This is a genomic window from Paenibacillus sp. FSL L8-0435 (assembly GCF_037965655.1).
Taxonomy (GTDB): Bacteria; Bacillota; Bacilli; order Paenibacillales; family Paenibacillaceae; genus Paenibacillus.
Genome location: NZ_CP150185.1, coordinates 6,283,895 through 6,310,731 on the forward strand (window position 1 = coordinate 6,283,895; position 26,837 = coordinate 6,310,731).

19 protein-coding genes are annotated in these 26,837 nt (G+C 47.7%); 5 read left to right on the plus strand and 14 right to left on the minus strand.

The window, feature by feature from the left end; genetic code table 11:
- Positions 1 to 217: 217 nt before the first annotated feature.
- The 5 genes from NST33_RS27925 to uvrB all read right to left on the minus strand — a co-directional run bounded on the left by NST33_RS27925 (position 218) and on the right by uvrB (position 9,885).
- Complete coding sequence (locus tag NST33_RS27925; RefSeq protein WP_339305841.1) at positions 218 to 2,113, minus strand: stalk domain-containing protein; 1,896 nt, start codon at positions 2,111 to 2,113, stop codon at positions 218 to 220.
- 43 nt (positions 2,114 to 2,156) lie between these two features.
- Positions 2,157 to 3,326: a trypsin-like peptidase domain-containing protein gene (locus NST33_RS27930; protein ID WP_339305843.1), complete on the minus strand. Its 1,170-nt coding sequence runs from the start codon at positions 3,324 to 3,326 to the stop codon at positions 2,157 to 2,159.
- Positions 3,327 to 3,603: 277 nt separating this feature from the next.
- The gene (locus NST33_RS27935) at positions 3,604 to 3,816 is read right to left on the minus strand and encodes a hypothetical protein (RefSeq protein ID WP_017692026.1); all 213 of its coding nucleotides are present in this window, start codon (positions 3,814 to 3,816) and stop codon (positions 3,604 to 3,606) included.
- Between the two features lie 338 nt (positions 3,817 to 4,154).
- Positions 4,155 to 7,013 (minus strand): excinuclease ABC subunit UvrA, encoded by a 2,859-nt coding sequence (gene uvrA, locus NST33_RS27940; protein ID WP_339305845.1) that lies wholly within the window; start codon positions 7,011 to 7,013, stop codon positions 4,155 to 4,157.
- A gap of 880 nt (positions 7,014 to 7,893) precedes the next feature.
- Positions 7,894 to 9,885 (minus strand): excinuclease ABC subunit UvrB, encoded by a 1,992-nt coding sequence (gene uvrB, locus NST33_RS27945; RefSeq protein WP_091013102.1) that lies wholly within the window; start codon positions 9,883 to 9,885, stop codon positions 7,894 to 7,896.
- Between the two features lie 169 nt (positions 9,886 to 10,054).
- On the opposite strand from uvrB, the gene NST33_RS27950 reads away from it, so the two are divergent.
- Positions 10,055 to 10,852 carry a flagellar motor protein gene (locus NST33_RS27950; protein WP_017692023.1) on the plus strand — a complete coding sequence of 266 codons (798 nt, stop codon included), beginning with the start codon at positions 10,055 to 10,057 and terminating at the stop codon, positions 10,850 to 10,852.
- On the plus strand, positions 10,836 to 11,660 hold the full coding sequence (locus NST33_RS27955; protein ID WP_221824030.1) for a flagellar motor protein MotB: 825 nt from the start codon (positions 10,836 to 10,838) through the stop codon (positions 11,658 to 11,660). Before NST33_RS27950 ends, NST33_RS27955 begins: the two co-directional genes overlap by 17 nt.
- 105 nt (positions 11,661 to 11,765) lie before the next feature.
- Here the strand turns inward: NST33_RS27955 and NST33_RS27960 are convergent, their stop codons facing one another.
- Genes NST33_RS27960 through NST33_RS27970 form a run of 3 tightly spaced genes read right to left on the minus strand, consistent with a single transcriptional unit; the run spans position 11,766 to position 15,081 of the window.
- Entirely contained in the window at positions 11,766 to 12,944 is a 1,179-nt protein-coding gene (locus NST33_RS27960; RefSeq protein ID WP_221824028.1) for an ABC transporter permease, read from the minus strand.
- Entirely contained in the window at positions 12,937 to 14,133 is a 1,197-nt protein-coding gene (locus tag NST33_RS27965; RefSeq protein WP_221824027.1) for an ABC transporter permease, read from the minus strand. The genes NST33_RS27960 and NST33_RS27965 overlap by 8 nt, the downstream gene beginning before the upstream one ends.
- A gap of 12 nt (positions 14,134 to 14,145) precedes the next feature.
- Positions 14,146 to 15,081: an ABC transporter ATP-binding protein gene (locus NST33_RS27970; protein ID WP_036667718.1), complete on the minus strand. Its 936-nt coding sequence runs from the start codon at positions 15,079 to 15,081 to the stop codon at positions 14,146 to 14,148.
- A gap of 211 nt (positions 15,082 to 15,292) precedes the next feature.
- Between NST33_RS27970 and NST33_RS27975 the strand changes: the two genes are divergently transcribed.
- The gene (locus tag NST33_RS27975) at positions 15,293 to 16,504 is read left to right on the plus strand and encodes a sensor histidine kinase (RefSeq protein ID WP_339305849.1); all 1,212 of its coding nucleotides are present in this window, start codon (positions 15,293 to 15,295) and stop codon (positions 16,502 to 16,504) included.
- Between the two features lie 21 nt (positions 16,505 to 16,525).
- On the plus strand, positions 16,526 to 17,215 hold the full coding sequence (locus tag NST33_RS27980) for a response regulator transcription factor (RefSeq protein WP_339305851.1): 690 nt from the start codon (positions 16,526 to 16,528) through the stop codon (positions 17,213 to 17,215).
- Positions 17,216 to 17,307: 92 nt separating this feature from the next.
- Here the strand turns inward: NST33_RS27980 and NST33_RS27985 are convergent, their stop codons facing one another.
- The 5 genes from NST33_RS27985 to ftsE all read right to left on the minus strand — a co-directional run bounded on the left by NST33_RS27985 (position 17,308) and on the right by ftsE (position 23,370).
- Positions 17,308 to 18,636 carry a PDZ domain-containing protein gene (locus NST33_RS27985; RefSeq protein ID WP_339305853.1) on the minus strand — a complete coding sequence of 443 codons (1,329 nt, stop codon included), beginning with the start codon at positions 18,634 to 18,636 and terminating at the stop codon, positions 17,308 to 17,310.
- Between the two features lie 64 nt (positions 18,637 to 18,700).
- Complete coding sequence (locus NST33_RS27990) at positions 18,701 to 20,173, minus strand: S41 family peptidase (protein ID WP_237177463.1); 1,473 nt, start codon at positions 20,171 to 20,173, stop codon at positions 18,701 to 18,703.
- Between the two features lie 135 nt (positions 20,174 to 20,308).
- Positions 20,309 to 21,589, minus strand: a complete 1,281-nt coding sequence (locus NST33_RS27995) for a M23 family metallopeptidase (protein ID WP_221824019.1) — start codon at positions 21,587 to 21,589, stop codon at positions 20,309 to 20,311.
- A gap of 187 nt (positions 21,590 to 21,776) precedes the next feature.
- Positions 21,777 to 22,694: a permease-like cell division protein FtsX gene (gene ftsX, locus NST33_RS28000; protein WP_339305855.1), complete on the minus strand. Its 918-nt coding sequence runs from the start codon at positions 22,692 to 22,694 to the stop codon at positions 21,777 to 21,779.
- Positions 22,684 to 23,370: a cell division ATP-binding protein FtsE gene (gene ftsE / locus NST33_RS28005; protein ID WP_076209894.1), complete on the minus strand. Its 687-nt coding sequence runs from the start codon at positions 23,368 to 23,370 to the stop codon at positions 22,684 to 22,686. Before ftsE ends, ftsX begins: the two co-directional genes overlap by 11 nt.
- A gap of 254 nt (positions 23,371 to 23,624) precedes the next feature.
- On the opposite strand from ftsE, the gene NST33_RS28010 reads away from it, so the two are divergent.
- On the plus strand, positions 23,625 to 25,058 hold the full coding sequence (locus tag NST33_RS28010; protein ID WP_339305857.1) for a VanW family protein: 1,434 nt from the start codon (positions 23,625 to 23,627) through the stop codon (positions 25,056 to 25,058).
- Between the two features lie 213 nt (positions 25,059 to 25,271).
- Here NST33_RS28010 and NST33_RS28015 read toward each other — a convergent pair whose 3' ends face one another.
- A complete protein-coding gene (locus NST33_RS28015; RefSeq protein ID WP_339305859.1) occupies positions 25,272 to 26,825 on the minus strand; it encodes an MDR family MFS transporter in 1,554 nt (517 codons plus the stop codon).
- Positions 26,826 to 26,837 lie beyond the last annotated feature (12 nt).

Genomic DNA, 26,837 nt, shown 5'->3' on the forward strand with positions numbered 1-26,837 from the left:
GGTAATACAATATCTATCTATTATGTCTGTATTGCCTGAACTCCAAGCTTACAGTCATTCATATTCATCGGATCAGCAGTCATAACTCCTGAACTAGTATATTGTAACACTTCTGCACCGACTCTTCTACGGTTTCCTGAAAAAATCGTTTACCATTTTCATTTCCAGTACAACGAAAAAAACCGAAAGGTCTTTTGACCCTCCGGCTCCACTACAATTATTTAATAAAAGTAAATGAGTTCACTGCTTTTTCCAAGGCTGCCGCCTGAACTTCTGTTTTGTTGGCATCATTCAGCCCACTTGTAATCGTATAGGTTGTTCCGTCCTTCTCAAACACGATCTGGCGACCCGCATATGGCACGCCTTTGTCCAGTTCATGATACGTAAAGGAAAATGCAGGCACACCCGCAAACGTCAGCTCCTCACTGCCAAGCAACTTGAAGTTCTTACGGGTTTTGGTGGCTTCGGCATAAGCTTCTCTCAATTGGCTGACCGTCATCTCGATTGACTTATCTTCGCTAGCCGCAATGGAGAATTCTCCGCCCGTAAAGGTGTACACCACAGGTGAATATTCGAATCGGTCACTATACGGTGTCCAGTAACGCGGAATATCTACACTGTATTTATAACGTTTGGACGTACGTGTAAGTGTCTTCGTTTTGTCTGTCAAATAAGGATCTTCATCCAGCTGACCGAAATTATCGGCAACCGTATCAAAATCAATCTCAACACTCTTCATAATCCGTTCAAACCATGCCCGATCTGCACTTTGCTCCTCAGGGAACGTATACTCTGCATAATATCGATACCCATTCTTCTGTAAAAGAACATCAAACTCGGTCTGCCAGCCCCCGCCAAAGTTATAACGGAATTCATTTACCTCGGCAGTCTCTCCTGAGATATCCATCGTATATGAGCCAATTGGCTCGTAACTCTCTGGTGTAAAGGTCTCCCGCATCCACTTATCCAGTTGACCACTCCAATCTTTTACCGTTGTACCTGCCTTCGCAGATGTGACACGCCATTGCAGATACGCACCATCCTTGGCTTCGTAGATCATCTGATTGTTATCCATCGACCAGCCGGCAGGAATCTTCAATTCAATACCATAGTCATCGTTCCACGCGGAGCGCATGCCATTATCTACGGTGGACAGATCCTTGATCGTTCGATCCGATTCCGCATAGGTTGGCTGGAATGAATTGAGCAGCGCTGCACGTTTACCCAGATCTTTATAATTCAAGGCTTCGTAATCCGCGAGGTACACATCATATTGACGACCTTCGCTCAGATACTGACGCATCTCCCATAACATGCCGTCTGCATCTTTTACAATAATCCGTGCATATGGCGTTTTGCCTTTTGACACTGCTTCACGATCCAGCACGGTATCTCCCGATTGTTTGGCTTCCTGGACGAGTTGCTGCAACAAATCATCTGCATCCAGAGCTACATCCTGATCGCTGACATACACTTCAAGATAATAACTGTTGTCCGCAGCCCCGAAAGTCATCATTCGCTCCTGCTCACCGGTCTGGAAAACCATAAGGTCTGCCGGGTAGTTAATGGACCAACCGTAAAAACTGTTGCCAATTCTGGTTTTGCCTTCGTCCGGATGAATGCCATCCTCGTCATCCACCGAATCATCGGTTTGCAACAGACGAATGACCATTTCTCCGGAGCTGGTTGGAGCTAGCGTCGCTCCGATACCGGCAGCAACCGGACGAAGTGGGACCATAAGTACACCATTCACCATCTTGGGAGCGGCACCCATCTCATGTTTTACACCATCCACCCAGGCAATGGAACTGCCAATCGTTAGGGTGACCGTGTGTGGACCTTCCTTGATTTTGACAACATCATTTTTCTCCAACCGGATTTCACTGCCAAATGCTTTCTTGAACACTCCAACAGGCACCATCGTTACACCCTTGACCTTGTACGGTTTGGTTATGGCCTGCTTATCGCCGTTAATGTAGGCGCTCGTGCTCCCAGCTTTGACACGTAGTTCACTTGTCGTCAGATCAGATGCCCATACAGGCAATGACGCACCAATGGTCAGCATCCCGGTTAATACACCTGTGCTTAGCACACGTATCCATGACTTTTTCATTCCGTTCTTTCGTCCTCTCTCCATCCGGGCTGATCGCCGGGCTTTATTGTTCTTCATCTGCAAGGAACGCTTCATCTTCCTCGTCTACGATGTCTGCGCGATCAGCAAGCACCAACGTGCGGGTGACGATATCGCCATCCGATTGCATCAACAGCTTTACCTTTTGCCCAGGCAGATACTTTTTGAGCAACTCATTGATATCCACTACTGAAGAGACACGTGTGCCAGCCACACTGTAAAGGACATCGCCCTCTTTGATTTTGGCTTTCTTGGCTTCAGGAGACAGTACGCCCGTAATCGTTAAGGGATCATCTGTAGGCAGGCCCACAATCGCAGACCAACTTTCTTCCAGCTGTAGTCCCAGACTTGCACGTTTTATTTTTCCATATTTAAAAAACTGATCAATGATATATTGAACAGTATCCACCGGAATCGAAAATCCCAAGCTCTCTACGCCGACCGCAGAAAATTTCATGGAATTGATACCAACCACTTCACCCTTCAGGTTGACCAGCGGTCCTCCGCTATTTCCTGGGTTAATGGCCGTGTCGGTCTGAATCAACCGGTAGGTCGCCTCAACACCACGATTCAAGCCGCTAATTACCCCTACCGTTGCCGAGTTGCGCAAAGAAAAGGAAATCGGCGTACCCAAGGCAATCACCGTTTCTCCAACAGTAGTTTGTGAAGCTTTGGCAAAGCTCGCCGGTTTGAGTGATTTGGCATTGATTTTGATTAGCGCCAGATCACTGAGTGCATCACTGTATGTTTTCGTAATTTTGTATGTATTGCCATCCGTCGTTACGACCACAGGGTTCAATAATCCGTCGACCACGTGAGCATTCGTTACAATCCATCCGTTCGACCGGATAATGACACCTGTACCATGTGAAAGATTATAACGGTCGTCTGATGTTGCACCGTCCTGCACTTCGGTAGATTTCCCAATAATGCCTACAACCGAAGGAGATACCTTTTCGATCACTTTGGGAATGGCTTCACTTCCCTTGTACGTGTACGTTCCGGATTTGGCATCATATTGTCCACTTCCACCAACTGCCTTGAGCAGATCCTTGGTGTTCACATAGACTTGACCGTCTACCACTTTCGCTTGCATCGCCGCTTTGGATTCAGCTGCACCGGCCGTTGCCGCTACACTAATCGAGAGTACAGCAGCCATCAGTATGGCTATCCCCTTTTTACCCAACACGCTCATATTCTCACCTGACCCTCTCTATACATCCTTCTTGCGCGACTCGACATCGGATCCATCGCTGAATCTATTCTCTTTTTCTCTCATCTGCAATTCCGGTATCCCTCAATGTATCATACAGAATCTGGATATACAATTGTTTTAAGTCCTATTTTAGTAGAGAAGGTATAATCTTGTTCAATCGCTCGATATAAACGAAAAAAAACACCCTCCATGTCTCCCGTGGAAAGTGTTCCTTCATACTCTTTTGGCTTAAATTCCATTCACTTCAGTGGCATTCCTACTGAGCAAACCAACCTGTTATCATCGCATAGTCTGTCATCAGAAATACCAGTAGGCTGACTACTGCAAATCCGATTGCAAACAGATTCTTCTTCGGTGCCCGAAGAAGCCGAACAACTCCGATGAAAATCAGGATCGTAAATAAGATGACAAAAATATCAAATGCATTAAAATTCGATGTACTCGCCGTGGCAGCTTCTGCAAACAGCATGGATAGACAGACCTCCTTACCATAGTTGAACAGCTAACGCATACCCTAATATCTTCCTCTATGTTATCTGTACCCTGCTTGTAATGCAAGCCCTATCATCCATAAAAATGAAAAAAAGCCAATTTGGCCGAATATTCCTGTAATGCTCGTCATAATGCATATGTAAACACTTTCACGAAATAACCTTAGTCCAAAGGAAACACTGTTCCTACTCAAAATGAAAAGCCCTTCTTTCTCGGAAGGAGAGCACATCAGATCGTAATCCAACGTCTCAACCTTTTCGAAAAGAAGGGCCATTACTGCTACTTCATATTGATATAACTACTGGGTAGAGAACCTTAGTCCACCAATTGCAGCGCCTTACTCCGCTCGGTATCCCGCTCCAGAACTGGCTTCAAGTACTTGCCGGTATAAGAAGCTTCCACTTTAACGATATCCTCAGGTGTTCCAGTTGCAACAATGGTTCCTCCACCGCTACCGCCTTCTGGACCCAGATCAACAACATAGTCTGCCGTTTTGATCACATCCAGGTTATGCTCGATCACTAGCACCGATTCCCCGGAATCAACCAGACGGTGCAACACGTTCAGCAAACGATCGATATCATCGACATGCAAACCGGTAGTCGGCTCATCGAGGATATAGATGGTTTTCCCGGTACTGCGGCGATACAGCTCGGAAGCAAGCTTCACACGCTGGGCTTCACCACCAGACAATGTGGTTGCAGGTTGTCCCAGATTGATATAACCCAGACCCACATCCATCAGTGTCTGCATTTTGCGATGGATCTTCGGAATGTTCTCGAAGAATTGGGTTGCATCTTCAACCGTCATTTCCAGCACATCGGAAATATTTCTGTTTTTATATTTCACTTCAAGCGTTTCCCGGTTGTATCGTTTGCCTTTGCAGACTTCACAAGGAACATAAACGTCTGGCAAGAAGTGCATCTCAATCTTGATAATGCCGTCTCCACGGCAGGCTTCACACCGTCCACCTTTGATATTAAAGCTGAACCGGCCTTTCTTGTATCCACGTACCTTGGCTTCGTTCGTCTGAGCAAACAGATCCCGGATATCATCAAAGACACCTGTATACGTAGCCGGGTTGGAACGTGGTGTCCGCCCGATTGGCGACTGGTCAATATCGATAACTTTATCGATATGCTCCAGACCACGAATTTCTTTATGTTGACCCGGGCGTACCCGAGCACGGTTCAGATCACGTGCCAGCGTTTTGTAGAGAATCTCATTAATCAATGTGGATTTACCTGAGCCAGACACGCCCGTTACCGCAGTAAATACGCCCACTGGGATCTTCACGTTCAGATTCTTCAGGTTATTTTCTTTGGCTCCACGTACTTCCAACCAACGGTCTCCTACACTTCTACGTTCTGTACGAATCGGAATGAACTTGCGTCCACTCAGATATTGACCGGTTAAGGAGTTCTCATCGTTCATGATCTCCTCCGGTGTACCCTGTGACATGATGGTACCACCGTGGATACCTGCACCTGGGCCAATATCAATAATATAATCGGCAGCCATCATCGTATCCTCATCATGTTCAACCACGATCAACGTGTTACCAATGTCTCGCATATGCGCAAGTGTTGAGATCAGACGGTCATTATCCCGTTGATGCAGACCGATACTTGGCTCATCGAGAATATACAGTACACCCATCAGGCTGGAACCAATCTGTGTAGCCAGTCTGATCCGCTGCGCTTCCCCACCGGACAATGTTCCGGCAGCACGACTCAGTGTAAGATAATCCAGACCAACATTCACCAGGAAGCCGAGACGGCTGTTGATTTCTTTCAAGATCAGTTTGGCAATCGTCTGCTCCTTCTCCGTCAATTCCAATGTATCGAAGAATCGGCCAGCTTCACCAATGGACAAACTAGTCACATAGGCCATGTTGTGATCATTGATCGTAACCGCAAGACTCTCGCGTTTCAGACGCTGACCTTTACATGTACCACAAGGCTTCGCACTCATGTAACCCTCAATAAATTCACGGATTCCTTCCGATGCTGTATCACGATATCTACGCTCTAAGTTATTCACAATACCTTCAAAGGTAACCAGTGCTTCCTTGCGTTGTCCAAAATCATTCTCATAACGGAAACGAATTTTCTCCGTACCTGTACCCTGCAACAACTTGTTCATCTGCTCAGCTGGCAGATCTTCGACAGGTACATTTTGCGGAATGTTGAAGTGCTCACATACTGACTTCAGGAACTGCGGATAATAGGTAGATGTACCACCTGTCCAAGCATCAAAAGCTCCATCTTCGATGGTCTTAGTCCGATCTGGTACCAGCAGATCAGGGTCAACGATCATTTTGACACCTAACCCATCACAATCCGGGCAAGCCCCGAAGGGACTGTTAAATGAGAACATCCGTGGTGCAAGCTCTTCAATACTGAATCCACACACCGGGCAGGCAAAGTTGGAACTGAAGCGCAGCTCTTCTTCGCCCATAATGTCCACCAGGAGTTGTCCTCCGGACAAATTAAGTGCTGTTTCAATAGAGTCGGCCAGACGCGCCTGTACATCATCTTTAACAACGATCCGGTCAACAACGACTTCAATCGTATGCTTTTTGTTTTTCTCCAATTGAATATCTTCTGACAGGTCACGTAGTTCCCCGTTCACTCGCACACGGACAAAGCCCTGCTTGGACACATCGGCAAACACACTTTTATGCTCGCCCTTACGACCAGAGATAATGGGTGCCAATATTTGTAGCCGGGTACGCTCCGGGTATTGCATAATACGGTCAACCATTTGTTCTACGGTTTGGGAGCTGATCTCCACACCATGGTCCGGACAATGCGGATGTCCCACACGTGCAAATAACAGACGCAGATAATCGTAGATTTCGGTCACCGTTCCTACTGTGGAACGTGGGTTACGGCTTGTTGTTTTCTGATCTATTGAAATGGCAGGAGATAATCCTTCGATGGAATCCACATCCGGTTTCTCCATCTGTCCCAGAAACTGCCGTGCGTAAGCTGACAATGATTCTACATAACGCCGCTGTCCTTCGGCATAGATCGTGTCAAAAGCCAGCGAGGACTTGCCTGAGCCACTCAGGCCGGTCAATACAACAAAGCGGTCACGCGGGATGGTAATGTCGATATTTTTCAGGTTATGCGCTCGTGCGCCTTTAATGACAATGTTATCGCTCGCCAATAGTATTCATCCTCTCAGTGTGTTAATCCAAACCTTTAAAGGCTTTTCGATCCCTCCCAAACCCTCCCTTCCAAGGGAGGGCCCCAGAGGGCGCAGCCCTCTGGACACCCGAAACAAGCGGTGCAACGGTGAGGGGTCGGGTCTTGCTATGTGAAGGGTGGTCGTATGCCCGCGGCTCCGTATAAGGTTCCGGCTCATTGCCGGAACCTTATACGGCCGCTCTACTGCGAGGTGGCGCTCTCAGCTTTGCCTTGGTCGCGGCATGGTCGCCATTGCCTTCGGCTCGGCTCCAAGGTCAACACCGGAACGCTCTCGGCTTCGCCACGTTCGCGACAGGTCGCCATTGCCTTCGGCTCGGCTCCAAGGTCAACACCGGTGCGCTCTCGGCTTCGCCTTGGTCGCGGCAAGGTCGCCATTGCCTTCGGCTCGGCTCCGAGGTCAACACTGGGGCGCTCTCGGCTTCGCCACGTTCGCGACAAGTCGCCATTGCCTTCGGCTCGGCTCCTAGGTCAACACCGAGACTCTCTCGGCTTCGCCACGTTCGCGACAGGTCGCCATTGCCTTCGGCTCGGCTCCTAGGTCAAGAGCGGGACGCTCCCGGCTTCGCCTTGATCGCGACAGGTCGCCATTGCCTTCGGCTCGGCTCCAAGGTCAAGAGCGGGACGCTCTCGGCTCTCAGGGGAACACGACTCCCAATTGCTTTCCTATAAACCTTTTAACCAATTTCAACATTTCTATCAGTATAGACCTGATTTCAAGATTTCAACATCTCTAATTATCGGTAGATATCAATGATTTCCTTACTCAACAAGAGAACGGCCAATTGGCCGTTCTCTTGTTACAGATCCATCTTTACCTGAGCATATGAATGAGCTGTATCTTATTCAGCGCGAAGTTCCAGCAACGCATCGCGAAGCTCGGCAGCACGCTCAAACTGCAGGTTTTTGGCTGCATCTTTCATCTCTACCTCTAGGCGCTGAATAAGCGCTTGGCGATCTTTCTTCGACATCTTCTCGGCTGCGCCTGTGAGATAGTCTTTCTTGGATTCGGCAACTTTGGTTGCCTCAATCACATCACGCACTTTTTTTCGAATTGTCTGTGGTGTAATTCCATGTTTCTCGTTGTACTCGATCTGGATTGCACGACGACGCTCTGTTTCCTTTATCGCTTTATCCATCGAATCTGTCACTTTGTCACCGTATAGAATAACGCGACCCTCGCTGTTCCGTGCTGCACGACCAATCGTTTGGATCAGTGAGCGTTCGGAACGCAGGAATCCTTCCTTATCAGCATCCAATATAGCGACGAGGGAAACTTCGGGCAGATCAAGACCTTCCCGGAGCAAGTTGATTCCGATCAGGACATGGAACACGCCCAACCTTAAATCACGTAAAATCGCCATCCGTTCCAATGTTTTAATCTCGGAGTGCAGATAACGAACCTTGATTCCAACTTCCTTCAGATAATCCGTCAGGTCCTCGGACATCTTCTTCGTTAATGTTGTAATCAACACACGCTCGTCTTTGGCAATCCGGTCGTTAATCTCACCAATCAAGTCATCGATCTGTCCCTTCGTTGGACGCAGTTCAATGATTGGATCGAGCAGTCCGGTTGGACGGATAATCTGTTGCACCATCGTATCGGTGTGCTCAATCTCATACGGGCCTGGTGTTGCTGATACATAAATAATCTGATCCATCTTGCCTTCGAACTCTTCGAATTTGAGTGGACGATTATCCAATGCTGACGGCAGACGGAAACCATGTTCAACCAATACTGTCTTCCGCGCCTGGTCACCATTGTACATCGCACGGATCTGCGGCAGAGTCACGTGAGACTCATCAACCACAATCAACATGTCATCCGGGAAGTAATCCATCAATGTGTATGGGGTATCGCCGCGTTCGCGGAAAGTCAGTGGACCGGAATAGTTCTCAATCCCCGAACAGAAGCCAACTTCCTTCATCATCTCGATATCATACCGTGTGCGCTGCTCCAGTCGCTGAGCCTCCAGCAACTTCCCTTGTTCACGCAACACTTCAAGACGTTCTTCCAGTTCACGCTCAATGTTCACTAGCGCAACCTTCATCGTCTCTTCTTGCGTTACGAAGTGAGACGCCGGGAAGATGGCAATATGTTCACGTTCGCCAATCAGTTCTCCGGTTAACACATCAATCTCCGTAATTTTCTCGATCTCATCACCAAACAATTCAACCCGAATTGCATGTTCGCCCTTGGAGGCAGGGAAGATCTCTACGACATCCCCACGGACACGGAATGTACCCCGTACAAAGTTAATATCATTCCGTTGATACTGAATCTCTACCAGACGGGACAAAATCTGATTGCGCGGTTTCTCCATGCCTACCCGGAGTGACAGCAACATGCTTGAATACGAGTGCGGTGAGCCCAAACCATAAATACAGGATACACTCGCTACAATGATGACATCCCTGCGCTCAAACAACGAACTGGTCGCTGCGTGACGAAGTTTGTCGATCTCTTCATTAATACTTGAATCCTTCTCGATATACGTATCGGAGGACGGGATATATGCTTCTGGCTGAAAATAATCGTAATAACTGACAAAATACTCAACCATGTTGTTAGGAAAAAAATCTTTGAACTCACTTGCAAGCTGCGCTGCCAATGTTTTGTTGTGTGCAATAATCAGCGTCGGACGTTGCAGTTGGGCTATCGTCTGGGCTATCGTAAACGTCTTACCCGTACCCGTTGCACCCAGCAGTGTCTGGTACCTCTTCCCCTCCTGAACACCCTTCACCAATTCTTTAATGGCTGCAGGCTGATCACCTTGGGGAGAAAACTCTGACTCGATTTCGAACGTTTTGTCGCTCATTATAATATCGCTCATTGCCGTATCTCACCCTATCGTCTAAAATAATAGTCACTATATATTGTCGAAGTTCCCCGAATTTTCATATGGGAAAACTTATAGTAATAGGAATATTTGTTCCCGTTTAATTATACCTCGTTCGTTTTAGTGATGCAAACGTGAAATGAAGATAGGAGTGGGTTAATTTATGGATATTGCGACACTTATCGGTATTATTGCCGGAATTGCCGCAGTCATTAGCGGTTTTTTGTGGGAAGGTGGCCAATTGTCCGGTCTCCTGCAAAAAACGGCTGCTTTAATTGTATTCGGTGGAACGATTGCTGCTGTGGTTGCCAGTTTTCCGGCGCATCGCCTTCGTACGATTCCAGCTGCCCTGCGTATGGCTTTTGGACGTAACAATAATGAATCCGGAATATGGGTTGAAGAGTTGGTCGAAATGTCTTCAATCGCACGCCGCTCAGGTGTGCTTGCATTGGAACGCAAAGTTATGGATCATCCGCATCCATTTTTGCAAGACGGTATTCAGATGGTTGTTGATGGTACCGATCAGGATGTGGTTCGCCAGATCCTGGAGATGGAGATTGACTCAATTGAACAAAAACATGAGGGTTATGCCAAAATATTTGAATCCGCTGGTGGGTATGCTCCAACCATGGGGATCATCGGAACCGTGATGGGACTTATTCAGGTACTTGGCAGTTTGACCGATCCCACAGGACTCGGACCTGCCATTGCTGTTGCCTTTACCGCAACCCTGTATGGGGTCGCCAGTGCCAATCTTATCTTTTTGCCCATTGCCTCCAAGATCAAATCCAGAGGTGCCGATGAAGTGCAGACCATGGAAATGCTTCTCGAAGGTGTACTTGCCATTCAGAACGGTGAAAATCCCCAGCTTGTACGCAAAAGACTGGAGTCCTTCACCCTCACGCATCGTCAGCATATACGCCCCCTAGCAAAGGAGGGATTGGATGAGTCGGCGCAGTAAACGGCGCGGAAAACGTGAAACTATCGATCATCGGGATCGCTGGATGATTACTTATGCCGATCTCATAACTCTGCTTTTGATCTTTTTTGTCATCATGTATGCCATGAGCAATCTGGATTCAGGTAAATATGACGTCGTTACTCAATCGTTACAAAATACATTCAATGCGTCCGACTCTATCCTTGAGCTTGGTGAGGGACTCGGTGAGAAGCCCGGACAGACGATTACAGAGACTCCGCCATCCGAGGTGCAGGGTGAAGACCCTTCAGAAGGTGAAGAAACTGCAACACCAGATGATGACAACAAACCCCTCACAGAACGGGAAGAACAGTTCAGGTCACAGGAGCAGGAATTGCAAAATCTGTTCAATGTGATTACCCAATATATTGAGGATAATAAACTGGAAAATCAGATTTTTGTTGCGGACAAGCCACAGGGCCTATCCATTACACTTAGTGACCGCTTCCTGTTTGATCAGGGACAGGCCGCTCTAAAGGATGGTGCAGCACCAACGCTCAGTAAACTTGCCAGCCTGTTCCGTGATCTAAATACCGTTGTCAGCATTGAGGGTCACACCGATAACATTCCTGTGGGAGCAAACTCCGCCTATACCGATAACTGGCAGCTTTCAGGAGAACGTGCACTGTCTGTATTGCGATTCTTTCTGGATACAGAGAAGCTTAACCCGGACAGCTTCCAGTATGCCGGATATGCGGATACTCGCCCAACGGGTGACAACACCACAGCCGCCGGAAGACAAAAGAACCGTCGGGTTGAAATAACGGTCCTGCGTCAGCTCCAGCCTTAATCATCCATATCTCACATAATGCAACATTACTCATGCAAAGAAAGCACGCTCTAACTGAATTCAATTCAGCAGAGCGTGCTTTCTTTTATGTCGTATAAACCTTATTTATGCCTCTACTCCTGGCTGGCTAGGGCGTAGAATCGCAGAGCCTACAGTCAGCAAAATGGCAGCCATGCCAAACAAAATCAATAACGGCATTGTAATATCCGACAATGTACCGCCAGCAGAGATCGTCTCCACCGCCTGAATCGCCCATTTCTGTGGAACAAAGTTAGCGAGCTTCTGCATATAATCCGGCATCAACGAGATCGGCCAGAAACAACCACCTATCATGCAGGTTGGCATAATAACAAGTGAATTCAGCATATTCGCATTTTTGGGATTACGGATTAATCCTGCCACGGTACTTGCAATCCCCATGGAGACCAGCATGAATGCGGCCAAGATAACGAAATGAATGCCAAAAGGAATACCGGCATCATAATGCAGCAGCCATCTGCTGACTCCTAGAACCATCACAATCTGAATCATGCCAATGACAAAGCTACCCAGGAAATTGCCAAGCGCAATCTCATATGCACGGACGGGTGCCGTATATACTCTGGCCATCGTACGTTTCCTGCGATCTTCCATTATCACAGCCACTGCACTGGTCAGCAGCCCCATCATAAACATAATCGTAAATCCAGTCACATTGTTCAGGCCTGGTTTGGGATAGATCTGCAGATCGGTAACTTCACCGGCGACTTGATGTTTTCCTATCTCCTGTAAAAGCTGTTCAAATGGCTTCTGTGTGCTCTCCAGTACGTCCATCTCACTTGAGACTCGGCCTGCCGCCACCGTAACAGCTGAAGCAGATTGTTGCAGGCCGCTCGTCAAACCTTCAACTGCTGCTCGCAGTGTATAAGAACCTTCGCTTATACGCAGTTCCACCAGTTGGATTTCGGTTGCCTTACCTTGTAACAGATCCTCCGTATAATGTGCCGGAATGATGATGCCAGAGCTTCCTTTTTGCTGAGCGATGGCTTCCTTCACTTCTGCTTCGTTTGTCATCGGCTTGAGCAGATATTCCTCTTTGTCAGCAAGTTCATGAATCATCCATGTCCCTGCCACCCCTCCATCCTCATTGACATAGGGAATAACAGTACGTGTACTCTGCTCGCTTCCAAATAGAGCAACCGCTCCTGTAACCACCAGGCAAGGCAGAAGCAGAAACGTAATGAAGCCCATTTTGCGGCCAAGTGTACGTTTGATCATCAACCAGGCGATGTGCAGACTATTCATATCGATATCCTGCCTTTCTATAGATCAATCCTGAGATAGCCAGTAAAACAGCGCATACCACGCCTAGCATCAGTATGTTATATACTATCTCTCCTACAGGTGCATCCAGCATCATTCTCAGAAAACTTTGGAGCGCCCAGTGATTAACCGTAAATTCGCTAAGACGTTGCACCAAATCAACCGGAATGGGCCTGAACCCACCACTGATGAATGTCATGACAATAATGATGCCTTGTAAGGTTGCACCGGCCGATGCCGTGCTTTTGCATACCAGGGATACAATAATGCCGAGGGTCATAGATGCCAAAGTGATGAGAACACAAGTTAGCACAATATACCCAGGATACGTTCCCCAATCTACGCCGTAGAACCAATATGTCATAAGGATGATCGTCGTTGCCTGTAAAAAAGCGAGCAGACTATTGCCGGCAATTTTCCCGGCAAAGATCACTCCGTTACCTATCGGCGCAGCCTGAAGGCGGATCAGCGTTCGGTTATCCCGCTCTCCAAAAAGGCTGGTACTTGTTGTCATACCCGAGTACAACATGAACATCGCCAGCATGGATGCTGCATAGTATTGGGAGGCGCTGTAGGACGTACCTGTTTTTCCGGGATTAATGACAGTAATGGAAGTCGAGTTCGCTCCATTAGACTCCAAGCCAGAGGTCATGGCAGCAGTCACTTCCGGACCCAGCACTTTGGTAATCGCCATCTGTCGATTCCATTCATCCGTAAAACGTGTGAACAAAGTTTCACCCAAGGTATTAAGTGTGTTGTCCTTTCCTCGTATCCACTGTAACCTGGCCTCTTTCCCCATCATCACGTTTTGCTCAAAATCCGAAGGAATCATTACAGCAAAGTCCAGCTTGCCGGTACGCAGCGAATGAACGGCCTCTTCTTCAGTCGTAAAGTTCTGCACCTTGATCATCTCAGCCACTTCCGGGGATTTAACGAATGTATCCAGCGCTTGATTAAGCGTACTTGATCCTCCGCCAGATTCAGTACTCAAATGAATGATTCCCACACGTACAGTATCCGGAATAACATCCGCCGCCGTACCCATCGTACTGGAAAGTGCCGTACCCAATATAAAAATCAGTAACAACGGCAAAATAAACAGGTTTAACACCACAGATCGAATCTTAAGAATACGTTTCAATTCAAAGATGCAAATATGCCATATATTCATTTCTTGCTCCCCCTAGTCCCGAAGCGTACGCCCGGTCAGATTGAGGAACAACGTTTCCAGATCCGGCTCTTCTACCTTGAGCGACTGAATGGATACTTCATGTTTGCTGCAAATGAAGAGCAAATCCTGGAGATCCTGCTGTGCCGAAGGCAGCGTAATGGTCAGTGTATTCTCTGAAACGTCTACCATCCGCACACGGGGGTGAAGTTTCAGTTCTTCCACGACGTCGGGACCGATACCGGAAGTGGAGAGCACTACTTTTTCCTCCGATGCTACCCGTTCTCTCAGTTCTGCTTCAGTGCCACAGGCAATGATTCGCCCCTGATCCATAATTGCAACCCGGTGACTAATCGCAGCCACTTCCTCCATGTAATGACTTGTATATATGATCGTTGAACCCATCTTGTTAAGTGTGCGTACCGATTCAAGGATATGATTCCGAGATTGCGGATCAATGCCCACTGTCGGTTCATCCATAATAATGAGATCCGGGCGATGTGTAATCGCACATGCGATGTTTAACCTGCGTTTCATACCGCCAGAGAATGTCGAGGGGGCATCCTTTGCTTTATCTTGTAACCCTACAAATTCAAGGGACTCCTGCACTCTTTCCTTAAGCAATTTTCCACGCAGTCCATACAGTCGGGCAAAAAAGGTCACATTCTCCGCAGCAGACATCGTTTCGTATAACGCCAGATCCTGCGGAACCAGTCCAATCTTGCGCTTTACTTCTAGCGGTCGCTCCTTGACCGATATACCATCTAATCTGATTTCACCCTGATCCATATTCAGGAGCCCTGCAATCATGCTGATGGTGGTACTTTTTCCTGCTCCATTGGGACCAAGCAATCCAAAAATCTCGCCTTTACCAACACTAAGGTTCAAATGATCCACGGACAGCTTGCTGCCGTATCGTTTTACTACATGATCTACTTCAAGTATGCCCATCCCTTTTACGCCCCTTTTCCGTTTCGGCCTTCGCCGCTGGATTTCATAATTTTATTGTAACGGATCGTAATCTGTAGCGAAGGTACAGAAAGTCATGAATCGAAGGTGACTTAAGTCATCTCCTGATTCGAATGCTGCTTATGGTATAATCAAGGGCGCATTACCAAGAGATTTTCTACTCCACTTTTTATATAAAGGATGTCATTTACATATGCCGATGCGGCTTCTGCAATACGGATTAATTATCGTTCCAGCAGTACTGTACCTGTTGATGCTGCCCTTGGAAAATGAAGCCGTCTACACCCTGTATATCATCATCGCGCTTGGACTCTCCGTGTGGAAAGATTTCAACCGTTCAAGTACACAGCAGTGGCTGTTGCTTCTGGCCGAAATACTCTGGGGCTGCTGGCTGATTGCAATATATGGACCATTTATGTTTTTTCTCTCTCTATCCGTGCTCTACGTGTATATATACAGACTGGAGGGAAGTCGGAGATGGTTGATGTTTGCAATTCAGCTTGTCGCTAACAATGTGGCTTTGCATTGGTATTATTCTGACCCACAGGCATCGCAGCCAGGGTTAACCTCACTAAATACAACCGCCACTACATTACTCTCCACAGAGACAATTGCGATGGTTCTTGGCAACCTGCTTCTGCTCATCACAGCGGCTCTGTCCTGGCAGGGATCAAGAACGGCGAACAGCCGCGGACAACTGGAACAAGTCTATGACGAACTTCGCAGCAAACATTACGAGCTACAAGAAGCGCGTGCGCAGCTGCTGTTATTTACAAAGCAACTTGAAGGAGTGGCTCAGGCAGAGGAACGTACCCGTATCTCCAGACAGCTTCATGACGATATCGGGCATCGACTGATTCGCACCAAAATGATGTCGGAAGCCGCCCTGCTGACCCTCCCCCTGAATATGGAACAAGGAACGGAAATGGTGAGACAGATTCGCGATCAATTGGCTGATAGTATGGATGATATGCGCAGCACATTACACAAACTGCAACCTAATTCCTATGCATCCAAAGCCTACGCCCTGGATCGTCTCCTAGAGGAAGTGGGCAGAGATACCGGCGTGAAGACAAATTATGAAGTTCATGGCCCATCCCATGTGCTGTATCCCAGCATACAGATTGTTTTATACAAAAATGCCAAAGAAGCCTTGACCAATGCCCTGCGACACGGAAATGCTTCTTCAATCACAGTGGAGTTGGTATTCGGGGATCAGGAAGTGTGTATGAGTATAAGTAATGATGGCAAAATCAATCCTCATTCTTCCAAGCGAAACGGCATAGGACAGGAAGGCATGCTTCTGCGCACACAAATGGTGGGAGGAGTCCTGGAGATTCAATCAGCTTATCCGTATACAGTGATTACACGCATTCCATTAACGAACCAGATGGATATACTCTGAAAAAAGGAAGTGAATGTTCTCATGTCCGAACGGAATGATGTGAACAACAAGAATGATTCAGGCCAGCCCCCACTTATTCAGCTGATTCTCGCCGACGATGATTACTTCATTCGTGAGAGCCTGAAAGTGCTGCTCGGACTGGACTCCGGCATTCGCGTTACAGGCACAGCCTCAAATGGACAGGAAGCGTTGGAATTGCTTGAAGCAGGAACGCCTGCGGACGTGGTTTTAATGGATATTCGGATGCCGGAATGTGACGGAGTTGAAGGTACCAAACACATCAAGGCACGCTTTCCTGAAATCCAGGTGCTTATGCTGACTACGTTTGACGACGACGAGTATATCATTCAGGCATTACAGAATGGAGCAAGCGGTTATTTACTCAAGAATGTTCCACCTGAACGAATTGTTCAAGGTATCAAGACAGTACATAACGGCGATATGTTAATCCATCCGGATATTGCCCGCAAATTGGCAGGCCTTCTCCGTCCCTCTGCGATTCCCCTGACACAGAACCCAATCGAAGCCTATGGACTGACACGTATGGAGCTGGCGGTTGCCGAGGCCATATCGGAGGGGTTGTCCAATAAGGAAATTGCCGCCAAACTGTTCCTCAGTGAAGGCACGGTCAAAAACTACGTCACAGATATTCTCGGCAAGCTGAGCTTGCGCGATCGGACCCAAATCGCCATCTTTATGCTAAAACAATAACAAAAAAGGTATTTCCCTTGCCCGTGACGGCGCTCGGAAATACCTTTTTTCATTGCTTGATTTATGCAAACATACTTCATCACGTATGTTAGTTACATCTCCACGGACCCTTTATCACTGGCCACAGGGGCTGGCGGTAACGCCAAGGGAGCTTCGTCCCTTTGTGGTTTTTTCAGACGGGCAAACAATTTGAGGTTGATGACATGGAACAACGTCAGTGGACGTAACCGAATCGCCCAAACCTCGTGATTGTCCGGTGCCATAATGACCCCAAGCTGATGATGCTCCCCTTCATAGATCGCTCGTTGCATGAACTTGCTTTCTCCCTGATGATTTCGTACCTCAAGTTTGCAAAAAGCCGGGTTCATCCGCAGAGCACGATGCAACTCTTCTGGTGAATGAACCAACTTACCATTCACCTTGTACAAGGTCTCTCCTGCTTCAATCCCCAAATCTGCAGCAGGACTCTCCGGAATAACAGCCAGTACCTTCAATCCATGCTGCGGATGGACAAATACTGGACTGCGGTTTTGCTCTTCAAACGCACTGTACCATACCAGAAATTCATGTCCAATAAATGCGATTAGTGCAGCAACCACCATGAGTGGAGACCACCATACAGCAAGCAAACTGAACACGAGCAAAGTTGCCCCATATATCATCAACCGTTTTGATGAGATCTGTACCTTTTGTCCGGGAAGCATACTCTGCGTTATCTCACCAAATCCGAGCATAATCGGCAATGCAATCAGCATGTAACTATGTCCTGCATTCATCAGTGGATTCCAAGCCAGTTCCGCGCCACTGCCTGTGACAGGGACAAGAATCAGTAGAGGAATGGCCCAGAACTGTTGCAGTTGATATCCACCAACCAGTTTCCCGCGTTTTCCCTCGAAGAGAAGTGGTGATGCCATCGATACCCCCTGCATGCGTACCAACAGGGCTTCACCCATATGTAGAAGCGCCGCCAGGACAAGCAGTGCAGGCATATCCAGGGTACGTAGCGTTTCCGTTACACTACCCATCCAACCTGATGGTTGCCAGCCTGAAGCCAGATTCAAACCAAATTGCAGCACACCCAGTAACCCGGCTGCGTAAGCAAAACACAGATACCGGATACGGAACAAGGATAGAATTAATGTTGCACCCCATATGCATATCAGGCTTCCCAGTGTAAGATGTGCACCGAGGAATAAGGACACGATCGAGACAATGGTACCGATGAGTATACCTCCAAGCACCGCACGAATCGTCTGTGTTATCGAGCTTTGCAATCGGACATGAAATAATTTACGCTCCTGCAGTAACTGACGATGATAGATCAGCGCAATCAGGATCACCGCAATATAATAAAACGGCTGAATAAACAACTGCAACAAAGCTTCCCCTAATGTAGTTAACCACGGCCATACCCATTCCATTGTGGTCGGTCACCCCTCTCTTTCAGCCGGTTCAGAAAAAAAGAAGGCTGAAAATCAGCCTTCTTTATGGCTTCGACACAGCGGACGAAATATCCTTCGAGACATTTTCGATCGCGCGTTTCAGCTGTGCATCATATTGAGGATTGGCAATACGTTCAATCAGAGCCGCTTCCAGTGATTCAGCGGTTTTCTCGTCAATCTGGCCTGTAGCCTGAATGCCTTTTTGCTTCTGGAATGCCTTGACCGCTTCTTCCGTCTTCTGGTCGTAGTATCCATCCACACGATCCGGTTTGAAATCGAGTCCTCTCAGCATCGTCTGCGCACTTTTCACATCCGAGCTATTGCTGTCATATTTCAGTGGTAACTTCTCTTTGTTAATCGGTGCCACCGAGAAATAATCCGGCTGGTCTACCGCAATATCCGGTTTGATTCCTTTTTCATGAATCCAGTCTCCGTTCGGAGTGAGCCACTTGGCAATAGTGATTTTCAGCAAGCTGCCATCACCCATCTGCTTGTCATAACTCGTCTGGACGGTTCCTTTACCAAAGGAGTTTTCACCAATCAACTTAGCACCTGCTGACTGTTGTAATGCACCGGCCAAAATCTCCGACGCACTCGCACTGCCTTTGTTCATCAGGACTGTGACTGGATAAGCTTTGGCTGATCCATTGGACTTACTTTGTTCCTTTTTGCCGTTCTTGTCTTCCACTTGCACAATAACCTTGCCTTTAGGAACAAACTGCTCAGCGATATCAATAACAACTTGCAACACACCGCCTGGGTCATTCCGTACGTCGATGACCAGACCTTTCATGTTCTGCTTCTCAAGCTTCGCCAATTCTTCCTTAAAGCGATCGCCCGTATTCAAAGAGAATTGAGTAATGGCAATAACGCCAATTCCGCCATCCTCCATGTGCGCATATACGGTCTCCAGATCAATGTCATCCCGTACAATCACAAATTCAATCAGCTCGGAAGATCCGGCACGTTTGACCTGTACCTTCGCTTCACTGCCCTTGGGACCTCTGATTTTGTTAACAGCCTTGTTCAGTTCCAAACCTTGCAGGGATTCGCCGTTGACCGACATAATCATGTCTTTTGCACGAATACCCGCTTTCTCGGCAGGAGATCCTTTGATTGGGGAAACAACAACAACGTTTCCATCCTGAGAGGATACCTCTGCGCCAATACCGGTAAATGAACCTTCGATCGACTCTTCAAACTGAGCAGCCGTTTCCTGCCCCATATAGTTGGAGTACGGATCACCAAGCGATTCCATCATGCCGTTGATCGCACCGTCAATCAATTTGGTCTGATCCACGTCTTTATAATAGTTGCTGGAGATCAAATCCATCGCAGTTTCAATCTTTTTCAAATCGTTCTTCTGCTGTGTATTGCCGGTTACACTAGCCAGCAAACCTTCGCCCGCTGTGGTTTGGTTTGCTATTCCCGGGTAAGTCATTAGTACCAGGGTTAGCAAACTACCACCCAGGAGACCCACAATGACAAGCAGTAGCGCCGATCTTTTCTTCATCATCCGTTTGTCACCGCCTTTAGTTTTGAAGCGTGTCCGATTCCATTCTTGCCAGAATCCATTCCCTGAACATGCCAGCTTATTATATGTCTAGCTTGTACGGAATATGTTTTTTCCATTCGAACGATGGAGCAATAATCACAAATAGTTCATCGGATTTACAGCGGTACCGTTATCTCTCACTTCAAAGTGCAAGTGAGGTCCAGTAGAGTTCCCTGTATTTCCTGACTCAGCGATGGTATCCCCTTTGCTTACTGTGTCTCCCTTGCTGACTTTGAATCCACCTTCGCGCAAGTGACCATATAACGTCCATAGTCCACCGCCGTGGTCCACAATAACCGTATAACCATAACCGCTATACCATTCAGCCATGATCACGATTCCGCCAGAGGCAGCGTGAACCGAAGTTCCCACAGGAACAGCGAAATCAACACCGGCATGCATCTTACCCACTACACCCGTAATTGGATGGGTACGGGGACCGAATGGAGAAGAAATGCGACCTCCAGATACCGGTCTTGAGAAGATACCATTACCGGATGAGTACGTTACCTCACTGCTGCTATCCGAACTCACTCTGGTTGGTGTCTTGGCTGCAGCTTTCGCCCGAGCGGCGGCTGCGGCTTTTGCTTTGGCTGCGGCGGCTGCCTGTTGTTCACGCAATTTATTTTTCTCTTGAAGAAGTGCCGAACGTTTGCTGGCAATCTGCATTAATACATCTTCCTGCTCTTGTGTCAGCTCTTCTGACTCTTCAATTTTAGCATCATATGAAGCGAGAAGCACTTGCTTTTCCGCTTCTTTTTCATTCAATTGGGACTTGCGCTGTTTCTTCTGTGCATACAGACTCTTGGCTTCCGCATATTGCACATCCAGTTCTGCCTTTTTGTCCACAACCAGTTGCTTGTCCGCTTTGTGCTCATCCAGCAGATGCTGATCCTGATCCACAATCGTTTTGAGTGAATCCGCACGGGTCAGGAAGTCAGTGAAGCTAGTAGAGGACAACAATACATCCAGATAGGATACAGCACCGTCCGTATACATCAGGCGTACGCGTGACTCCAACAATTTTTCCCTTGCAACAATGCGTTCTTCTGCCGCTTGCAGATCTTTTTTTGTTGTACGGAGATCTTCCTCCGTGTTCTCGATCTGCAAGGATACACTCGCCAGTTCATCACTAACGACATTGATCTGTTCCATGACAACCTTCAGATAAGCGTTGGTTTTGTTCTTGTAATGCTGTGCTTCCTTTTTGTTGGAAGCAGCTTTTTTTTGCTCCTGCTTGGCAGAAGCCGCCTTGCTCTCCAGTTGCTGAATCTGTTGGTCAATATCGCTGATGCTACTCTTGGCATATCCGTCAGAAGGTTGAAGCGTCAAACTGGCCAATAACGTAAAGGCCAGCAGCGAAGCGGTTTTTTTCAAAATGATGATCCCCCATCCTATGATTTCACAAGAAAGCAACCTGCACAGGTGGTGAACAGCATGTTCTTTGCTTTCTTCAATCTTAAAAGACTCCGTCTTTCCTACATATCGTCAAACAGCGTCCATTAATGAACCTGCTTTGCCATTCTTATCGACATATTCTGCAATTCGATCGTTGAAAACAAAATTAAACGTTGAGTGATTTCCGAATGGACAGTGTACTTCCCAAAATACCTACCAGCACGCCGAGTCCGATCAACAGTGTTCCAAACAGCAACCAGATTTCGCCCAGCGGAATCAAGTTAAGCATCTGCATGAAGACATCCTGACCAATCGTCTTCATCAACTGGCTGTATCCAACAAACAGCACACCAACCGTAATGACCGAGCCAATAAATCCAATGAGTGCACCTTCAATAAAGAAAGGCCAGCGAATAAAGGTATTGGTTGCGCCAACCAGCTTCATAATTCCGATCTCCCGGCGACGTGCCAGAATCGTTACGCGAATCGTATTCGAGATCAGGAACATGGACATCAGACCCAGTCCCCCGACAAAAATAAATCCGATGTTACGAACAAGTTTCGTAAATTTGAATAACACTTCCACCGTTTCCTTGCCGTAGTTCACTTTCATGATCGGCTTCTCCGGGTGTTTTTCGTTCAAAGCTTCGATTTTTTGCGCCACAAAAGCGACGGTTTCCGGTTCAATGACCTCAACTTCAATGGTCTCCGGCAGTGGGTTGTTATCCACATCGAAACCGCTAAGCACGTTATCTGCACCCTCTCCAAGACGTTCACGGAACTCCTTGAGCCCTTCTTCCTTGGACACAAAACGAATCTCACTTACTTCAGGCATCGCGCTGATTTCTTGCTCCAGTGTATTACGCAGGTTCTCGTCCACATTCAGTTCGAGGAACGTGCTGATCTCCACCTGGCTATCAACCTGGTTCGCCATGGAATTCACATTGAGCACCAGCAGCATAAACACACCAAGAATCAGCAGTGACACAATGATCGACATAATGGAGGCTACAGACATCCAACCGTTGCGGAATACGTTTTTGAATCCCTCCCGCAGATGGCGCAAGAGAGTACTAAAATTCATAACCGTATTCCCCTCTCATCTGATCCCGTACAATCTGTCCACGTTCAATGGCGATAACCCGTTTACGCATCGTATTCACGATATCTTTGTTATGAGTCGCCATAACAATGGTTGTTCCCCGGAAATTAATCTCATCCAGCAGTTGCATAATGCCCCACGACGTCTCCGGATCGAGGTTACCTGTAGGTTCATCCGCGATAATAACCGATGGGTTATTGACGATAGCCCGTGCAATGGCAATACGTTGCTGTTCTCCACCAGAGAGCTGTGAAGGTTCACGACCCGCCTTGCTGCGCAGTCCCACCAGATCAAGCACTTCCATCACTCGTTTCTTGATATGACGCTTCGGTGCTTCAATAACTTCCATCGCAAATGCCACATTCTCAAATGCTGTCATCCGTGGCAGCAGACGAAAATCCTGGAACACAACGCCGATGTTACGACGCACATAAGGAATCTTTCTTGGCTTCAACTTACCAATATTAAATCCGTTAATGGATATTTGTCCTTTGGTCGGAACTTCTTCTCTGTACATCAATTTCATAAATGTTGATTTACCTGCGCCGGACGGACCGACGATATAGACAAATTCATTGCGGTCGATCTTCACCGACACCCCTTGTAATGCGTGGGTCCCATTGGCGTAGGTCTTCCACACGTCCTGCATTTCTATCACATCATCACTTCCTGCTCGCATAGTTAGCCATTATCATTTCGACACAATCCCGGCATTTCCTTTAAAAAGACCTGAATTTCATCAGGAAAAAATCCACTTCGTTCCTGTTTCAATGGTGAAGCATGGATTCATATGAAGTTTATTGTAACAAATTTGTTACCTATTGAGTACCCGAAAGTTTTCCTGCATTGGATCATATATATAGAAAGTGTTACAAAGTCGGGAACAACCGAAGTATAAAGGAGCGTACGGTTATGAAAAAAATACATTTGACGGTCATTGTTCTATTCTCTATCCTCTTGATCGGCTCCGCGTCTTATGGATTGCTGTATATGTACGTGAATCAACCTGCCCTGCCCAAGGACGTTCATGTTGGCGGCATACTGGTGGAGGAGAAGAATCGCAAGAACGTATTGCATGAATTGGATGAACAGATCCAAAAGCTGGAGGACTGGCCTGTCACCTTTGAAGTGACTGAACCCAACCCCCAGACGGTGTCGTATACCGCAGCTCAGGTGGGGGTGAGTTACAACGTTAACAGCTTGGAGGCCGCGATACAGCAGCTGGAGGAAGGTAACCTGTGGGAACGCGCTTATGCACGTTATCATTTTCCGAAAGAGTTCTCTCTCGATATGACCTACAGCTCAAGACCACTCCAAGAACATCTCAGCCCTGCCTGGGAAAAAGAAACCTTCGGTACACCTGCGGACGCTGTTCGCCGCATTACCACAAGTGACAAAGTCCAGTATATCCCGGAAAAGGGCGTCCGCCGGATTGATTGGGATACACTCACAAATCTCATACAGACGAAGCTGCACAGGGATTTCAGTGTACTCAACCCGGATGAGAAACCCGCCCCATTGCTGATCCAGGTACCACTTTATACGCTGAAGCCTGAAGTAACCCTTGATTCGCTGCGCCAGGAAGGCATTGACCGAAAGATCATCCAGTTCTCCACGGGTCTGGGCAATAGTAGTGAAGGCCGGATACATAATGTCAGCGCAGCGGCGGAAGCGATTAACGGCATGATTTTGCCACCGGATGCCACATTCGATTATGAGAAGGTCATCCGTAAAGCTGAAAAGGAGTATGGGTTTCGTGAGGCACCGGTCATTGTTAATGGAAGACTAACCCCCGGAATTGGCGGGGGAATCTGCCAGGTATCCAGTACGGTGTATAACGCAGCGCTATTGACGGGTCTTGATATTATTGAGCGTCGCAACCATTCCCTGCCGGTCAAATATTTGCCGAAAGGACTGGATGCCACCTTTGCCTCGGGAGCCATCAATTTTCGCTTCAAGAATAATACCGGAAAATCCTTACTCATTCATGCAGAGGTGAAGAACCACCAATTGATGGTGAAATTTTTCGGCACATTCCCGGAGAATGTCAGCTATGCACTTGAATCTCGTACCATTGAAACATTAAGTGTTCCAGTAAAATATGTGTCCAGTACTGTACTACCTGATGGTGTACAGCAGGTGTTGCAAGACGGACAGCCTGGATATATTGTGGAGACGGTAAGAACCAAGAGGCTGGACGGCAAAGTGGTCGAATCCAAAACGATTACACGGGACACGTACAAAGCTCAGAATCGCCTGATTGCCCGCTCCGGTCATAGTAGCCTGCCTGATCCACAAGGGCCATCTGTGGTCGAGGACGGGATTAGCGATACGAAGCAACCTTAGGCTCCTTTTCTGAAGCATCCAAAAGAGTTCAATCCGTAATTCATGCATTCTAGGATAAACTGATCCTACGAAAACAAAAAGACACACTTCCCGTCCCTTTTAAGGATACGCGAGAAGTGTGTCTTTTCATGGTTTAAGATATGTTCTTCGAGTTTTACCAAGCTACGATCAGCTGTACTACCTTAACTTATAGTTAGTTTACTGCATAACGGTTTAGTGACCGCCGGTGTATTCGCCTTGCTCTTCGCCTATAACCATCTTCTCTTTTCCCATGAAGAAGGAAGCGACCAACGCGAGTGCAGCCGGAATCACAGCCCAGGCAAATAACTGCACGATGGAAGAAGACAGGGCATGTGTGATGGTATCCAGCACCTGAGGCGGAATCGCCTGTCTGAGTTCTGGTGAGAGCAACGCATGTGGATCGGTCAGATCCACTCCCTGAGGCACGCCACCCGCTGAAGCACCGCCTGCTTCCGCAGCTGAACCAGCGAGAGCATCGTTCATTTTACGCATAAAAACCTGGCTCTGTACGATACCAAAGATCGTAATGCCCATCGTCATACCGAGGGACCGCAAAAAGTTAAGTGTGGAGCTTGCTGCTCCACGTCTTTGCGGTTCAAACGCATTCATGGCTGCATTGCTAAGTACGGAGAACGAAGCACCGACACCCAGACCAACCATCACCATGTAGATACGTATCGTCCAAAGGGATGAATTCTCATCCAGTGTAGTCAACAATCCAAGTCCAATGACAAGTAAAGCCAACGTAGGAATCATGATATTACGATACTTGATTTTGGTCATCAGCACCCCGCCCAAGGACGCCGTCACAACGGACCCAAGCATCATCGGTAGCAACACAAGACCGGAGTTGGTCGCTTTACCACCAAGTACCCCCTGTATGAAGATCGGAATGTACACGGATGCTGTAATGAACGCCGCACCACTGAACATCCCAATAACGTTACTGGACCAGTAGACCCGGTTGCGGAACATGCTGAAGGAGATGATTGGTTCTTTGGCTTTGGTTTCTGCAAAAAGGAAGAGCAGCGCTAATGCTACAAATCCGGCAAACAAGCCAAGAATCTGCCACGAACCCCAGGCAAATGTTTTGCCGCCCAGTTCCAGACCAAAGATCAGGCACACAACAGCACCGATCAGCGTTACGGCACCCAGCCAGTCGATCTGTTGAGATTGATGCTGATGAGACTCCTTGTAGAAGAACGCAATAAACACAAATGCAATCAAGCCTAGCGGCAGGTTGATATAGAATACCCATTCCCATGTCGCATATTGGGTAATGTAAGCACCGAGCAGAGGTCCGAATACGCTGGACAGGCCAAAGACGGCTCCAAACAATCCACCCAATTTACCACGAGATTCTGGTGCAACGACATCAAACATGATCGTAAAGGCAATCGGGACCAGGGCCCCCGCACCAATACCTTGAATCGCTCTGTACATCGTCAATTCCACAATAGACGTTGCCGTTCCGCACAGCGCTGAGCCAAGCATAAACACAATAATACCAAATACAAAAAACTTCTTCCGTCCATACATATCGGATAGCTTACCAAAGATCGGCATCCCTGCCATCTCAGCCACCATGTACGCGGAGGTAACCCAGACGAACTTGTCGAGCCCACCCAGCTTCCCGACAATGTCCCCCATAGCTGTTGCCACGATGGTGTTATCCATCGAAGCCATTAGTATGCTGAGCAGTAACCCTGCCAGCACCAATCCAATACTGTTTTTACGTGCAACCATTGTACTCAATCT